General features: G+C 50.7%; 15 protein-coding genes. 8 read left to right on the plus strand and 7 right to left on the minus strand.

Features of this window, described 5'->3' with window-relative positions:
- Positions 1–49: 49 nt before the first annotated feature.
- Positions 50–421 (minus strand): CoA-binding protein, encoded by a 372-nt coding sequence (locus ACYVBJ_RS13405; RefSeq protein ID WP_460982810.1) that lies wholly within the window; start codon positions 419–421, stop codon positions 50–52.
- A 300-nt stretch (positions 422–721) separates the two neighbouring features.
- Between ACYVBJ_RS13405 and ACYVBJ_RS13410 the strand changes: the two genes are divergently transcribed.
- Positions 722–1351 (plus strand): HNH endonuclease, encoded by a 630-nt coding sequence (locus ACYVBJ_RS13410; protein WP_460982811.1) that lies wholly within the window; start codon positions 722–724, stop codon positions 1349–1351.
- 101 nt (positions 1352–1452) lie between these two features.
- On the opposite strand, the gene ACYVBJ_RS13415 is transcribed toward ACYVBJ_RS13410, so the two are convergent.
- Complete coding sequence (locus ACYVBJ_RS13415; RefSeq protein ID WP_460982812.1) at positions 1453–5298, minus strand: sensor histidine kinase; 3846 nt, start codon at positions 5296–5298, stop codon at positions 1453–1455.
- Positions 5299–5429: 131 nt separating this feature from the next.
- Positions 5430–5723 carry a HesB/IscA family protein gene (locus ACYVBJ_RS13420; protein WP_460982813.1) on the minus strand — a complete coding sequence of 98 codons (294 nt, stop codon included), beginning with the start codon at positions 5721–5723 and terminating at the stop codon, positions 5430–5432.
- 124 nt (positions 5724–5847) lie between these two features.
- Between ACYVBJ_RS13420 and ACYVBJ_RS13425 the strand changes: the two genes are divergently transcribed.
- Positions 5848–6372, plus strand: a complete 525-nt coding sequence (locus ACYVBJ_RS13425) for a DUF7935 family protein (RefSeq protein WP_460982814.1) — start codon at positions 5848–5850, stop codon at positions 6370–6372.
- A gap of 9 nt (positions 6373–6381) precedes the next feature.
- On the opposite strand, the gene ACYVBJ_RS13430 is transcribed toward ACYVBJ_RS13425, so the two are convergent.
- The 3 genes from ACYVBJ_RS13430 to ACYVBJ_RS13440 are packed head-to-tail and all read right to left on the minus strand — an operon-like array spanning position 6382 to position 8333.
- Positions 6382–7227, minus strand: coding sequence for a hydroxymethylglutaryl-CoA lyase (locus ACYVBJ_RS13430; RefSeq protein ID WP_460982815.1), 846 nt, complete (start codon positions 7225–7227; stop codon positions 6382–6384).
- Positions 7224–7574 (minus strand): transmembrane 220 family protein, encoded by a 351-nt coding sequence (locus ACYVBJ_RS13435; RefSeq protein ID WP_460982816.1) that lies wholly within the window; start codon positions 7572–7574, stop codon positions 7224–7226. The genes ACYVBJ_RS13430 and ACYVBJ_RS13435 overlap by 4 nt, the downstream gene beginning before the upstream one ends.
- Before the next feature lie 39 nt (positions 7575–7613).
- Entirely contained in the window at positions 7614–8333 is a 720-nt protein-coding gene (locus ACYVBJ_RS13440) for a tetratricopeptide repeat protein (RefSeq protein WP_460982817.1), read from the minus strand.
- 256 nt (positions 8334–8589) lie between these two features.
- Between ACYVBJ_RS13440 and ACYVBJ_RS13445 the strand changes: the two genes are divergently transcribed.
- The 3 genes from ACYVBJ_RS13445 to ACYVBJ_RS13455 all read left to right on the plus strand — a co-directional run bounded on the left by ACYVBJ_RS13445 (position 8590) and on the right by ACYVBJ_RS13455 (position 11267).
- A complete protein-coding gene (locus ACYVBJ_RS13445) occupies positions 8590–9756 on the plus strand; it encodes a galactokinase (protein WP_460982818.1) in 1167 nt (388 codons plus the stop codon).
- A gap of 84 nt (positions 9757–9840) precedes the next feature.
- Positions 9841–10506, plus strand: a complete 666-nt coding sequence (gene fsa, locus ACYVBJ_RS13450; RefSeq protein ID WP_460978865.1) for a fructose-6-phosphate aldolase — start codon at positions 9841–9843, stop codon at positions 10504–10506.
- 80 nt (positions 10507–10586) lie between these two features.
- Entirely contained in the window at positions 10587–11267 is a 681-nt protein-coding gene (locus tag ACYVBJ_RS13455; RefSeq protein ID WP_460982819.1) for a cell division ATP-binding protein FtsE, read from the plus strand.
- Between the two features lie 97 nt (positions 11268–11364).
- Here the strand turns inward: ACYVBJ_RS13455 and porX are convergent, their stop codons facing one another.
- The gene (gene porX, locus ACYVBJ_RS13460; protein WP_460982820.1) at positions 11365–12933 is read right to left on the minus strand and encodes a T9SS response regulator signal transducer PorX; all 1569 of its coding nucleotides are present in this window, start codon (positions 12931–12933) and stop codon (positions 11365–11367) included.
- Positions 12934–13329: 396 nt separating this feature from the next.
- Between porX and ACYVBJ_RS13465 the strand changes: the two genes are divergently transcribed.
- From ACYVBJ_RS13465 to ACYVBJ_RS13475, 3 genes are read left to right on the plus strand one after another with little or no spacing between them, the layout of a single operon-like run.
- Complete coding sequence (locus ACYVBJ_RS13465) at positions 13330–14523, plus strand: septal ring lytic transglycosylase RlpA family protein (RefSeq protein WP_460982821.1); 1194 nt, start codon at positions 13330–13332, stop codon at positions 14521–14523.
- An 11-nt stretch (positions 14524–14534) separates the two neighbouring features.
- The gene (locus ACYVBJ_RS13470; RefSeq protein WP_460982822.1) at positions 14535–14753 is read left to right on the plus strand and encodes a hypothetical protein; all 219 of its coding nucleotides are present in this window, start codon (positions 14535–14537) and stop codon (positions 14751–14753) included.
- A gap of 11 nt (positions 14754–14764) precedes the next feature.
- Positions 14765–15574: a TIGR02757 family protein gene (locus tag ACYVBJ_RS13475; RefSeq protein WP_460982823.1), complete on the plus strand. Its 810-nt coding sequence runs from the start codon at positions 14765–14767 to the stop codon at positions 15572–15574.
- Positions 15575–15588: the final 14 nt, after the last annotated feature.

Consider the following 15588-nt stretch of genomic DNA (forward strand, 5'->3'; position numbering starts at 1 on the left):
GTATTAACCAAGAAAGGCGGAAAAGAGCAATCTTTTCCGCCTTTCTTGGTTAATACGTCCCTACAGAAAGCATGACCAGCGTACAGGCGTCAATGGGTTCGATGCCCTGCGCTTTCAGCTCCTTCTCGAACTCAGGGTTCTCAGCGCCGGGGTTGAATATGACGCGCCGGGGCTTTAACTGCTTTATGTATTCGTAAAGCGGTGGCTGATTACGCGCTCCTACGTACATAGTCACTGTATCAACACCATCGAGATCGGGAAAGCCGGTTTGAATCGGATGCCCGCTAACCTCACCGCTTCGTAAGCCTAACAACTCAATATTATGACCATATCGAAGTAGACTGTGAGCAGCCCGGTTCGCGTAGCGGCCTGGGTTCTCAGTGGCTCCAACTATAAGTGTTTTCTTTGCTTGCGTATCCATCGGTTTCTGTCGGAATAATTGAGTTATCTTGTTTCGATAACGTACCGGAGCGCCAACCGGTTTCAAGACAAAGCCGTGCCCCTACATTTGTTTAACCTTGGTAAACTATTTTTCATCTTTAAACTTAGCCTTTCCTGCTGAACAGGGGTATATACGTTGCCAAATCTGACTATCAGATTGATTATCAGAAATTTTATGGTGCGATTATTCAACCATTTTGTTATAACTTTGTTAATAGATTGTTAAACAAAACAAGATTCGTTTCATCGCTTATTTAAATCGTTTTACGAACGCCCGGCCATGGAGGATAAAAAAAACCAGAGCTTTTGGAATGAAAAGTGGGTGCCTATCGTGTTCGACGGTATCGAGAACCCACCCCACTATGAAGTCTCGAATTACGGACGGCTGCGTAGCTTCCAGGCCGTTGCATCGACTCGTCGGCGTAGCCCGAGCAGCGACACCCCGAAGAGCACGCTGATTAAAGGGTCGGTTATCCAGGGCTATCGTTCGTTAAACATTCGTACCGAAGGCAAAACGCTCAACCGGTACGTTCATAAGTTAGTCGCCGAGCACTTTGTCGGTCGCGATCAGGACGAGCAAACGTTTGTGATTCACCTCGACCACGACAAGCAGAATAACTATTACCAAAATTTGCGTTGGGTGACAAAGGAGGATATGATTGAGCACAATCGGAACAATCCGAGTCTCAAGAATCGTCAGATTCCGCGTCAAACCCGCAATTATAAGCTGACCGAGAGCAAGGTGAAGATTATCAAGAAGCTGTTACGTAATGACAAAAACCGGCTGAAAATGATCGCCAAGCAATTCGGCATTACGCATACCCAATTAAACCGCATTCGATCGGGCGAGAACTGGAAGCACGTAACGATTGACGACGATATGGTCAGTCATTCGTTGCGCAGTCAGTAGGGCTGCGCTTTCTGAAATAAATTTAAGTGATGTTTGAGAGTATAAGTTTCAGCCGGTCTGGATTCCAGACCGGCTGACTTTTTTTATAAGCTGGCCTCCTGTTACCTCACCGGACTCAGAGCTGTTGGTTCAGTTACGTTAGCCAGCGGCAGGGAGAAGAAAAACGACGTACCAACGCCTTCGGTGGTCTCGAACCAGATTGTACCGCCTGCGTGTTCAACTCCTCGTTTTGCAATAGCCAGTCCAAGCCCGGAACCACCCCGTTTGGTGCTGAAGTTGGGTAAAAACACTTTCGTACGTATGGCCTCGGGAATACCCGCGCCGTTGTCGTGCACCTCAATCTGTACCTCTTCGCCGTTGGTGTAGAGTCGCAAGTCAATCGTGGGCTTGCGGTCAGACGGCACCGACTGAATCCCATTGATGAGCAGATTGGTAAGGATACGACCAATCAGTTGCCGGTCCCCTTCGGCCATCACGGGTCCGGCAGTGATCTGGCGCCGGAGCGTAATCCTGTTATCATCCGCGTAGAGATCAGCGGCTTTGTTCAGCACCGACGTAACTTCGAATACTTCTTTTTTAGGCATCGGCATTTTCGCAAAGTCCGAGAACGAAGTAGCAATATCGCTCAGGTTATCAATCTGATCCAGCAGCGAATCGAACGTGCGCTGAATAACCCGGCGCGTAGCCGAGTCGTTGGTGCTGACCGAGCCGCCGTTGGTGTTCGGGAATGTGCGCTGTAGATGCTGCAGGGTCAACTTCATCGGTGTCAGCGGATTCTTGATCTCATGGGCAACCTGCCGGGCCATCTCGCGCCAGGCCGACTGTTTTTCGTTCTGGGCGAGGGCCTGTTTGCTTTCTTCGAGCTTAACCAGCATCCGGTTATACTCCCGAATCAGCAGACCAATCTCATCGTCAGATTGCCAGGGCAGCGGATCGTTGGGCCGTTCGAGGTTCGTTTTCCGAATCTTTTGGGTAAGTAGCCGCAGCGGTTTCGTCAACACGTGCGACGCGAAGTACGACAGCACCAGGAAGAACAGAAACAGCGCCGTAAAAATGCTTAGGGCCGACGCAATGACCTCAATAATTTGCCGGTCGAGTTCAGGCCCGGCGTAAAAATAAGGCACACTCAATACGCCCAGCAGCCGCCCATCGTATGATTTGATGCCGGCGTAAGCCGTTCGGTATTGTTTTTCGCCGAGCGATTCGTTGGCCAGATACTGGTTCTCTTTTCCTTCAATAATGTGAATATAAGCCTCCGGATTGATGCGTTTGGAGAGATAGCCACTTTCGTAAATCAGTGGCCGCGTTGACGTATACAGCCGACCCTGCGTATCAAACAGGTTGATGTCAATATTGGCGTCGCGGGCAATTTTGCTCAGCTCCTCTTCCATCGACGCTTTACTGCGTTTCTTGGCCAGCATGTGCTCGTCGAGGTACGTCAGAAAATTGACTGCTATATTCCGGGTATTCGTGATATAGGTGTTCTCCTGATTAGTAATATAGTTCGAGCTGATTACGCTCAGCACAATCACGATAACGAAGAGCAGCGGCAGGAAAAACGCGACGTTCAGCAGAATCTGAATCCGGGTCGAGTAATTGACCTTAAACTCCGAAAAGCCGTAGTTGACCGCGTAAGCCACAATAACGACGATGACAGTAAGCACCAGAAGCAGGTACAGGAACGAGAAGTTAGAAAATACATTTTGCAGGGGATAACCCGGTGACGATACAACGACGATACGTCCGTTCTGGCCCCGCTGCGCAACGTGCAGGTATTTATTCACCGAAATGCCATCCGTAAACAATACCGGATTTGTCAGCAGGCGCATCGGAAACTTCCGGTCGTAGTTGTAACTACCCGGATTATTGTACGTCATGCTGTACTGGGAATGTCCCGCCGGTTGAGACGTAGGCTGGCGGGCAAAAATAGCGTAGCTATACTCCTGCGCATCGGCCGTCTGGATAAACTTCGTATCCAACAACAGCTCAGGATACACACTCTTTGGCCACTCCCCCCGCTGCCGCAGATCGAGAACAACGTACCCAATGGTATCGGATGCGGGTACGTTTAAGCGGTAGGCAGGCGACAACGAAGCCGACCGCGGAATGGCAACGAAACATACGTATTGCTTGATAAACTGATTGCCAACCTCATTCACAAAATAAACGCCCGGGTATTCAGTCTTGTATATCGGCTTGCGGTACCGTTTCGCGAACGATGCAAAGGCGGAAGCGTTCGGGCTGATGTCGAGCGGGTAGCCATTGGAGCGAAACGAGAATACTTCTACATCGTACTTGTCGAAGTATTTGTCCAGGTGCACACTTTTAACCCGTTGTTGAATCCGTTCCCTGACGAGTAGGGTATCGGCCCGCAGCGCCCGGGCAATGTCGGCATCTCTGGATAGCGATTCCCGGGCTTTGCTCAACAGAAACTCGCCAAACTTGTCGTTTTCGGCCAGCAGTTCAGCGGCAAAATCCCGCTGGTGAGCCAGTTGTTTTTTGATCTCCTGGTTATACACTACGTTGGAGGTAGTAACCGCACAGATAAACGCGGCCAGAAACAGGTAGATCGAGGTTTTATACCGGAATGTATAGAGCGTCTTAGGCAACTGGCTAATGTAAATCACGAGGAAATACACGCCGTTCAGCAGAAACACCCACGCTAACGTAACGTCGAAGGCAATCAACAAGCCAGCGGCAATGCCAGTCCCTCCCAGGAAAAGCAAAACACCACGCGCTACGTTGTTCAGTCGATTATACCGCAGGAACAGGATAGCCAGCAGATGCGTCAGCAGAAAGTAAATAAAGGATATGGTAATGAAAACCAGCAGGCACACCACCTTCAGAAAGGAAAACCGAATGTTCAGCGTGATGTCGAGCGTAAACTGCGACTTCTCATAGATATTGTTTAACTCGGCGAAGCATATCGCAAATATACCGTAGCTCAGCACAACGCAGGCTACCGAAATAACGGCCCTGGCTCCTTCGGGCAGGTGGACCAGCAAGCCATAACTCCTGGACCGGTAATAGTGGTTAACCCAGTAAAAGGCCAATATGGCAACAACCACCGCGTTCAAGAGCAAATCACCCAGTGAAGGCACCAGTAACGAAGAGGCATAAAATTTCGGGTTGAACAGATCCGTCTCGACGAACAGGAACGGAACGCCAAAGTAGAGCATAACAACCCGCAACAGAATCAGGTACCCCGCCAGCCAGACAAACCCGACCTCGTACCGGCGCTGCTGTTTCAGCCTTTTCATGAGCCGCAAAACATACAGTCCCAGAAAAATTACCCCCAGCGACGCCAGAATGACCGTATTAACCGGGGTCGAATGATTTCGGTAGGCGTCGACCTTTGGGGGAATTACCGAGAACAGAAAATCGGAAGCATGGTCGTAGATGGCGTATAACGTACTCTTTCGCTCATCGGTGATCAATTGCGGGTCAAGCGCAAACAGCTCCGGATTGTAACCTGATTGTAAATACGCGTTCGTACTACGGTACGTCCGGTATATGTTAATCAGCGAAAAGACATCCAGTCGATCGGTACCGGCCCGTACGGGCTCATGACTAACGATATACCGTCCCTGCTCGAAGTCGATTAGTTTAGGGCTTTTTATGGAGGCAATTCGGGCGTACTCAGGAATGAATCGATGATCTGACCAGAACACCAATTTCCCGTTTTTAAACACGAAATACGGATACCGGGTTGTGGTATCAAGATCAGAGAAATCAGGCTTCCGCTTCTCCCTGAGCATGGAGACAACAATGCTCAGTTCGTTGGCACTTACCAGCGTTTCTTCTTTCACCCGCTGCTGAACAGCGCTTAAATATTGTTCGTCGGTGGCCCCCGGCGCGTTCTGCTCCAGGAACAGAAAACACAGCACTGACAGACTAACGGCCAGAACAGCCAGCAACAAAAAAATATGTTCTTCGATACGCTTCACAATACCGGAGGAAGTTTCTTGGTCAGGAATAGACCTAAAATCATGCCAGTTTTAACGATCTTGACCGGCGAGTCGTTAAAGAGACATTTCGGGTGAGTTACTAGAACGTAACGTTTTAGCAACTCTGGTTTTCAAGGAGCAGCGGTATCTTTTTCAACTGTATAGCCACCGGTTTCGTAGCCAATCTCAGCGCCCAGCACATACAGCAAATGCTTCCGGTCAATAATGACACGCACGCCTTCTACGTTATATACTTCGTCGGCAGGGCTTGGCAGATCGAATCCCAGGAGCCAGGACGATCCGCAGCCGCCACCCCGAATACCGACCCTCAGGCCATATTCTTCGGGAATCCGGTTGGCCTGCAGCGTGTCCAGAATCTGTTGTCGCGCGTCGGGTCGTACACGAACGGGATTTTCAAGTGTCATTACATTATGTTTACTTACGTTTTCGCATAGTTTACCAGGTAACTCATATCGAAAACATACTCCAATTCACTAATAGCCTTTTTTCAAAGTTACCTTTTTTTGTTAAAACAACGTTGTTCTTTACATGGAGCTTTTAAGTGATTTTCTGAAGTTAATTGTCCCGGCTGGCCTGGTTTTGTACGGAATGTATTTAACGGTCAAGTTATTGCTGGAACGAGAAGCCGATCGGCATCAGTATGAAGTCAAAACGCGGTATACCGAAACCGTAGTACCGATTCGTTTGCAGGCCTACGAGCGGATGGTGTTGTTTCTGGAACGGATCAGTCCCAACAATTTGCTGCTTCGGCTGGGCGGCAGTTCCACCACCGTGCTCGAGTTTCAGCAGCGGCTGCTTCAGGAAATTCGGGACGAGTATAACCACAATCTATCGCAGCAGGTATACATGAGCCAGGCGGTATGGGATCAGATTCAGGGAGCCATGAACGAGGTCATTACGCTCATCAATCAGGCCTCCGGCGATACGAGCCCCGAAGCTCCGGCGCTGGACCTGTCGAAGCGCATTTTCGAACGGATCATTCAGCGCGAAAAGCAACCCACTTCCGGGGCTTTAAGAGCTGTGAAAGAAGAGATACAGACCATGTTTATGTAAGCGGCCAAATCAATAGAACACCCCCGTTGACAAAGCCAGTGACTGCTGAAAGGCATCGGCATTGATGGGTACGATTATGCCTTCGGTAGTCAGTGTCTGGATGATTTCTTCGGTCGGCAGATTTCCGGTCAGGTCATCGGCCGCCATCGGGCACCCACCAAAGCCCCGTAAAGCTCCGTCAATACGTTGAACCCCAGCCCGGACAGCGGCTCTGACTTTACCGGCGGCTTCGCCGGGCTTGGCGTGCAGGTGCGCACCAAATTCAACCTGCGGAAACGCCTGGATCAACTGCCGAAACAGATTTTCAATGGCCTCCGGAGTCGATGAGCCGACCGTATCCGATGGGGCTATCGTCCCTACTCCGAGCTGCACCAACTGTTCAGTAAACGCTCCAACCAGGTCGGGGCTATAGGGATCACCATACGGATTGCCAAATCCCATCGAGAGATACACTACGAGTTTTTTACCCGCCCTAACGCACTGGTTCTGGATTTCCTTCACCTCGTCCAGAGCCTGGGCGATGGACTTGTTGGTGTTTCGCTGCTGAAACGTTTCGGAAACCGATAACGGAAACCCGACGTATTGAACCGCCGAATAGCCAACAGCCTGCTCAGCCCCGCGCAGGTTCGCGACAATGGCCAGCAGTTTGGTTGTAGTAGACGACACATTCAGACCGGCCAGTACGTCGGCCGTGTCCTGCATTTGCGGAACCGCTTTCGGCGACACAAAGCTGCCGAAGTCCAGGGTATCGAAACCAACCCGCAACAGGCTGTTCAGGTAGCTGATTTTAAGAGCGGTCGGCACAAACTGGTGCAAACCCTGCATGGCATCGCGGGGGCATTCGACCAGTTTCATCGGCGGGCGGGTTGACGGGTAAGGATGGCGAACATCAGCATAATAGCCGCGCAGATAGCGAGTCCCCCAGCCTCCCGGGCCATTTCAATATTTACGCTTCGCATACCCAGCTCATCGAATAAGAAGCCTTCAAACCGAGGAGGCCACTGGTAATACGCTGCGACCAGATAAATCACCGTCATTGCGGCAAAGAACCACCAACGCCCGACACTGGCATAGGCCATGAAGCAGGCTACGGCCGCGAATCCATAAATCGGCACCCATATTTCGGGGTCGGGGTCATTGTATTGAAAAGCAGCAAATAAAAGGAACAGCAGGCCAAAAATGATGCTCAGAATTTTTTGCACGTTCGTTCAAGTTTAATGAATAACAAAACAAACAGGGTTTTAGTCACAGTAGGCCGTGATGGCCGCAGCAGCATCCGAGTAACCTAGGTTCTGCGCCTGTTTTAAGCTCAAACAACCTGCTTCCCGCTGTTCCTGCAGGATCTGGGCGATGCCTAACCCATAGAACGCTTTCCCAAACTTCGGATCTGCCTGAACCGCCTGCTGAAAATCAGCCGTTGCCCCCGGCAGATCTTTCTGCTGGAACCTGAGGTTTCCCCGGTTATATAAAGCCAGTACGTTGGTTGAATTTAACAAAATAGCCTGGGAAAAATCCGTTAAAGCGGGTTGGATCTGGCCCTGTGCCGCAAATAGCTGCCCCCGGTTCACGTATAGATCGGCGCTGATGCTTTTACTGGTGTCAGGGGCGAACCGAATGGCATCCGAATAGTCTTTCAAGGCTCCGGCCTGATCATTCTGAGCAACCTTCAGGAGCGCCCGGTTGTAATACGGTCGGTAATAATCGGGTTTTAATTTGATCGCCTGATCATAATCCAGGGTCGCGTTGGCGTACTCCTTCAACTCAAAATAAGCCACCCCACGGGAGTTAAACGCTTCGGCGTTGTCATCGTCAGCCTCGATCGCCTGGTTCAATGACGTGATCGCTTCGCGAAATTTTCCTTCTTTTAAATAATTTCTACCCTGCTCAACGTATTCCTCTGAGGAATTACAGGCACTGAGAATGAATACTATACTAACGATACTCGGCAATAAACGCTTCATGTTCTCTGATTTTAAAGGCAAAGGTATGAGGGAAATTTGGTCGTTTGACTAACAAATGCTTAACTTTGCATCGGCAAATCGGTGCTACCAGCTCCTGCTGAATCCCCCAGGTCTTGACCGAAGCAAGGGTAGGTGGTCGTAGCGGTGAGACATTGGTTTGCCATTTTTTGTTTCCGCCCATGTCCGCTGGGCCGTTGCTTTGTTTAGCGGTTTGTATACGTTAAGCGGATCAGGTCGCTTTATTTCTTAAACTACCATGGACCTGCTCAACCAACTCAACGCGTCATTTCAAGCCACGTTCGGTTCCAAGCCGCTGTTGATCTGTTCCCCCGGCCGCGTTAATCTCATTGGTGAACATACTGACTACAACGAAGGCTTCGTTTTACCGGCTGCCATTGATAAAGCCATTTATTTAGCCGTAAGCCCGCGCCAGGACGAGGAACTTCATTTTGTAGCGCACGACCTGAACGAAACCTACCAGGGTTCTTTGGCGTCGCTCACTCCTTCCCGGACCTGGGCCGATTATCTGTTGGGCGTCGTAGCGCAGTTCAACCAGGCGGGTCACCAACTCAGGGGCTTCAACTGTGTGTTCGCGGGCACGATTCCAATGGGTGCGGGTTTGTCGTCCTCGGCAGCCCTGGAGAACGCCGTTGGTTTTGCCCTGAATGAACTTTTCTCGCTGGGGGTTTCACGCATTGACATGGTCAGGATGTCGCAGCGGGCTGAGAACGAATTTGTCGGAGCCAAAGTAGGCATCATGGATATGTTCGCCAGCATGATGGGCAAAGCCGATCACGTCATCAAACTCGACTGTCGGTCGCTCGACTATTCCTACGCTCCGCTTCAGATGGAAGGTATCAGCATTGTGCTTTGCGATTCCAACGTAAAACACGCCCTCGTTACGTCGGAGTATAATACCCGCCGGGCGGAGTGCGAATCTGGCGTTCGCGCCTTGCAGGCTTTTTATCCGGATATAAAGAGTCTACGCGACGTAACGATGGATATGCTCGATACGCATCTGCGCGACACACAACCCCTGATCTATCGCCGGTGTGCCTACGTGGTACAGGAAAACCAACGGCTGCTCGAGGGCGTAGCGGCCCTTGAATCGGGAGACGTAACAGCTTTCGGCCAGTTGATGTACGGGTCACACGAGGGCCTCAGCCACTGGTATGAGGTGAGTTGCTCCGAACTGGATATTCTTGTCGACATTGCGCGGCAGCAACCGGGAGTACTGGGCGCACGCATGATGGGTGGCGGTTTTGGCGGATGCACCATCAATTTGATTCGCGAAGATGCACTCGCCCACTTCACAGATCTGATCACAAAAGAATATAAGACCAGAACCGGTAAAGATACGTACATTCACGTCTGCAAAATTCAGAACGGAACGCAGGTTGTTAGCCACTCGGTTAGTGAGTAAGTTTGCGCATCTGTTGGTATAGGCTGACGTCGTTGGTGCGACCCAACTTAACCACGAACCAACTGATTAACTCTAATTTAAACTATGAAATTTTTTATCGACACAGCCAACCTGGCTGACATTCGCGAAGCCCAGGATATGGGGATTCTTGATGGTGTAACCACGAACCCATCGCTGATGGCCAAAGAAGGCATTACGGGCAAAGACAACGTAATGCGCCACTACAAACAAATCTGCGAAATCGTAGAAGGTGACGTCAGCGCCGAAGTTATTTCGGTTAAATACGATGAGATGATCAAAGAGGGCGACGAACTGGCCGAACTCGATGAGAATATCGTCGTAAAAATCCCAATGACCGCCGATGGTGTGAAGGCAATCAAGTATTTCTCGGAAAAAGGCATTCGGACGAACTGTACGCTGATTTTCTCGGCGGGTCAGGCGCTGGTAGCCGCTAAAGCCGGTGCTTCGTTCGTATCGCCGTTTGTGGGCCGTCTGGACGATATTTCAACCGATGGTATGGCCTTGATCGAGCAGATCGTCACCATTTTCACCAACTACGGGATCACGACGGAAGTGCTGGCCGCTTCGGTACGTCACCCCATGCACATCATCCAGTGCGCCGAAATCGGTGCTGACGTGATGACGGCTCCGCTGAGCGTAATCAAAGCGCTGCTGAATCACCCGCTGACGGACAGTGGCCTGGCTAAATTCCTGGCTGACCACGAGAAGGCGAATCTGCCCGTGAAATAATGTTGAATTACGATTTACCGTTTACAAGACGATTGTCCCTGAGCAGCGTTGTAAACGGTAAATCGTAAATCGTCTCTCCTATGTTTTCCTCCGAGCCCGTTCTTACCCTCGATCATGCCGATATTTACCAGGACCAGAAACTGGTTTTAGGTGACGTATCGTTTGAAATAGATAAGGGCGATTTTGTGTATTTGATCGGGCGTACCGGCAGCGGTAAGTCGTCGCTATTGAAAACCTTATACGCCGACTTGTGGCTCCAGAACGGTAAAGGGCGGGTTGCGGGCTTTCCGCTCGATTCGCTGAAGCCGCGCGATGTCCCCCAGCTGCGTCGAAAAATTGGCATTGTCTTTCAGGACTTTCAACTGTTTTTTGACCGTTCGGTAGAAGACAACCTCAAGTTCGTATTGAAAGCAACCGGCTGGAAGGATAAGGCGTTGATGAACAATCGGATTGCCGACGTTCTGATGCAGGTTGGTTTGGGTACTGCCCAGAAGAAAATGCCGCATCAGCTCTCGGGCGGTGAGCAGCAACGGGTCGTTGTCGCCAGGGCCATGCTGAACGAACCCCAGATTTTGATTGCGGATGAGCCGACCGGAAACCTGGATCCGGCCGTATCGGATCAGATTATGAAGGTGTTTCAAGCGATTAACAACGCGGGCACAGCCGTGCTCATGGCTACGCACAACTACGATTTACTCAACAAGTACCCCGCTCGGGTCCTGCGCTGTCAGGATGGCCAGGTTGTTGAGTTAAATGGTTAGATAAGACACTAAAAAGTCACGGTATAAATGATTGAGAGAGGCTTGTGCTTCTTCATCCATTTATACCATGACTTGTTTATTATGCTGTTTTGCTTAGTTACTTCGCACGCAGATACGCAAACGGAATGATCATCTCCTCCAGCGAGACGCCACCGTGCTGGAACGTATTCCGGTAATGATTTACGTAGTAATTATAGTTGTTCGGATAAGCAAAGAAGTAATCTTCCAGCGTAAACACGTACGCTGTCGATACGTGAGGCTTCGGTAAGAAAAGCAGTTCAGGTTTGCGGCCCACAAATACGTGGTTTTCCTCGAATCCCAGGTTCTTACCCTGCTTATACCGCAGGTTTGTGTTGGTTTCGCGGTAGCCCACAATTTTAGCGGGTTTCTGCACACGAATCATACCGTGGTCGGTGGTAATAATCAGCCGACCGCCTTTAGCGGCAATCTTCTGCACAAACTCCAGCAAAGGCGAGTGCTGGAACCACGACCGGGTGATCGAACGATACGCCGATTCGTCAGGAGCCAGCTCTTTGATCATGGCCATATCGGTTCTCGCGTGCGAAAGCATGTCCACAAAGTTGTATACAACAACGTTTAGCTGATTCTGAAGCAGGTTATTGAAGTTGTCGACCAACGATTTTCCCTGGTTTACGTTCAGGATCTTGTGGTAGGACATCTTGATGTTCAGCCGACTCTGCTCAAGCTGCCGACGCAGGAACTCATCTTCGTGGTTGTTCAGGCCCTCATCTTCGTTGTCGTCGTTCACCCACAGATCAGGATGCTTGCGTTCCATTTCGCTCGGCATCATCCCCGAAAATATGGCGTTACGAGCAAAACCAGTCGTGGTCGGCAGAATGGAGTAATATGACGATTCTTCTTCTACCGTAAAGTACTCGCCCAGGAGCGGCTCAATGGCCTTCCATTGGTCGTAGCGAAGGTTATCGATCAGAATAAAAAACAAGGGGGATGGATTACTGGTGCCCTGATCCAGCAGAGGAAACACCTTCTTGCGCATCAACTGGTGCGACATAATCGGGCTCTCCATCTTAGGCTCGTTCAGCCAGTCTTCGTAGTTGTCCATTACGAACTTACAGAACGTAGCATTTGCTTCACTCTTCTGCATATTCATGACTTCCGACATGCTCCGATCCTGCGATCCATCCAGTTCAAGCTCCCAGTAAATCAGCTTCTTGTAGACGTCGGCCCACTCTTCGAAACTCATGCGGTCGTTATACTGCATCGAGATGTTCCGGAAGTCCTGCTGATAGCCGATGTTCGTCCGTTCGGTTACGAGCCGTTTGTTATCGAGTATTTTCTTGACCGACAACAAGATCTGGTTGGGATTCAGCGGCTTAATCAGATAATCGGCAATTTTCGAGCCGATGGCTTCTTCCATGATGTGTTCCTCTTCGCTCTTGGTGATCATCACAACCGGCAGATTTGGCCGCAGTTGTTTAATCTGCGAGAGCGTTTCCAGGCCGGTCATGCCCGGCATCATCTCATCCAGAAACACAACGTCATAATTCGCCTGTTCGACCTGATCGAGCGCATCGGCCCCGCTGTTTACCGACGTAACGTCGTAGCCTTTATTCTTGAGGAATAAAATGTGCGGTTTCAGCAGATCAATTTCGTCGTCAGCCCAAAGTATCGAATAATTTTGCATACGTTCATTAAGGTTTACTCGTTCCAGGCCTAATTGGTAGTGGTACCCGGCGGGGAAAGAAAAATCTGTTCCTTGTTTAACACCAAACGCTGGTTTCTGTTCGCGCGGTTCAGTATTAAGGTTTTTTAACAATGCCAGACGAGCGGGTTGCCCCACTAATTCGAGTTCGTGTGACGTTATGTTCAGGAGAAAAGTCAGCGCCGACTGACTGGCTGAGCCCCTATTCACTACGTTCGGTAAATTCTGGGTAAGAGCGGCTTCGTTAAATAATCGGAAAACAGATCAAAATCCGTTCTTTACTGAAATTAGCCCTATTTTACCGTAAATTTACGTCCGGCCTCTACTCGTATCTGCTGGACAGGTCCATAAGGAAGGCCGTTTACTGATGAATGCTTCATGAAGAAAATTCATATTATCTCGACTACAATTTTACTGTTTGGTGTAGGGTATTGTCAGGCGTCGCAGGCCCGGTTTGTTACGTCGGTGCCGAGATCAATACCTGTCGATTCGGTCGGTCTTGAAAAGAAAGATGGCAAACGGTATATCATCCACCGCGTCGACGAAGGGCAGACCCTGTACGCCATAGCCCGCCGGTATGGACGCTCGGTGGCCGAGATCAAAGCGGCTAATCCGGACATGAACGACGCCGTGCGGTACGATCAGGTTGTCAGGATTCCGATTCCCGAGAGTAGCCTTTCGCGCAAAGAAGCAAAAGCCATCGACAAAGCCATTCGCAAAGAAGAAAAAGAACAAAAACGCGAGGCCAAAGCCGCCGACAAACCAACGCCCGTTGATGAATCGGCCGTTATGAAGGCTGACAAAAGCCCGGAAAAGGACGTTAAAAAAGCCGAAGATCCCGCTGGGTCGGGTATTCACGTGGTCGAACCCGGTCAAACGCTCTATAGCTTGGCGGTTCGATACGGCGTCTCGCAATCAGATGTACGCAAATGGAATAACCTTTCCAGCAACAATGTGTTGATTGGCCAGGCCCTTATTGTTTCAGAAAAGGCGTATCAGGCACGCGTGCCTTCTTCACCAAGTCCAACAGTAGCGGCCAAGACGTCCGAGACCCCGAATCGCACCGAACCTACCCGGCCCGAACCCGTTCGCCCTTCTGAACCGAAGCCCACGCCCACCCGTCGAACCGAAAGTCAGCCCGAGTCAAAGCCCGAACGGCCCACACCTGTTGCCGAAACGCGCCGTACGGAACCAACCCCGACAAGCCCCAGCAAACCGGCGGAAAAGCCAGCCGAAAAGGCCTCTGAAATAGAGGTTGAGTCGCCCCGGCCGGGTAACGATGCACCTATGCCTACGCGCGGACGGCGAATTTCAGACAGTGGTGTTGCCGAAATGATTGAAGGCGACGAGTCGGGTAAATACCTCGCCCTGCACCGTACCGCTCCGATTGGAACGTTAGTGCAGGTACGTAACGAATTCAACAATCAGAGCATGTGGGTGAAGGTAATTGGCCGGTTACCCAATACAGGCGTGAACGACAAGATTCTAATTAAACTGTCGGCTCAGGCCTTTGCGAAACTTTCGCCGGAAGACCGGCGTTTTCGGGCTGAGGTAAGTTACATTGTTCGCTAACGAGCCGAGTTATGGAAAAAGAAACGAAAGAAGATCGAATTACCCGTCGCCACCGGGAGCGGGATGCGCAGATGAAAGCCTCACCCGGCTACGTCACTTTCAGCATCATGTTTACGTTAGCGTATCCTTTTATTGCCGTGTTTACCTTCGTGATGTCGGCGTTTCTGGCGTTGTTTTCGGGCGTTTCCAAAGCAATGGCCTGGGTCGTGAGCGGGGGGAACAGTAAATAAGCAGGTATCGAGTGGCAGACGAAGCACTGGATTATCAATTGTTAAAGGATTTTCTTGACCACAAGGCCGATCAGTACAATCGGCCTTTCTTCATTGAGCGCGACCCGATCAGCATTCCGCATCAGTTCAGCCGGAAGCAGGATATTGAGATCATGGGGTTTTGGGCAGCGGTGCTTGCCTGGGGGCAGCGTCCGGTTATTCTCAAGAAATCAAACGAACTCGTTGCGCTCATGGACGGGGCTCCTTACGACTTTGTGCGTAATCATGAAGAAAGCGATTTAAAGCGGTTTATGGCGTTTAAGCATCGGACGTTTAATGCCACTGACGCGCTTTACTTCCTGCATTTCTTTCATCAGTACTATCAAGCCAACGAGTCGCTGGAAGATGCATTCGTGCCAAACCCAACGGCTGGAAATAACGCTGGCCCGACGGCAGTTCCATCCGTTGAGTCGTCCTTAATCGCTTTTCACTATCGGTTTTGCTGCGATCCCTTCTTCCCGGTCCGTACCCGTAAGCACATTGCGACACCGGCGCGGAACTCATCCTGCAAACGTCTGCTGATGTTTCTGCGGTGGATGGTCAGGCAGGACGATCGCGGTGTTGATTTCGGTCTCTGGACCCGGCTGCAACCGAGTCAGCTCATCATGCCCATTGATGTTCACGTAAACCGCGTGGCCCGTTTACTGGGCTTATTACATCGTCCCCAAACCGATTGGAAAGCCGCGCTGGAGCTTACCGAAGCGTTACGTCAATTTGATCCGCTAGACCCCGTTAAGTATGACTTTGCCTTGTTTGGTCTCGGGGTCGAGGGCGAAATGTAGGCCCCCTTGTTGCC

It is taken from the genome of Spirosoma fluminis, assembly GCF_054778895.1.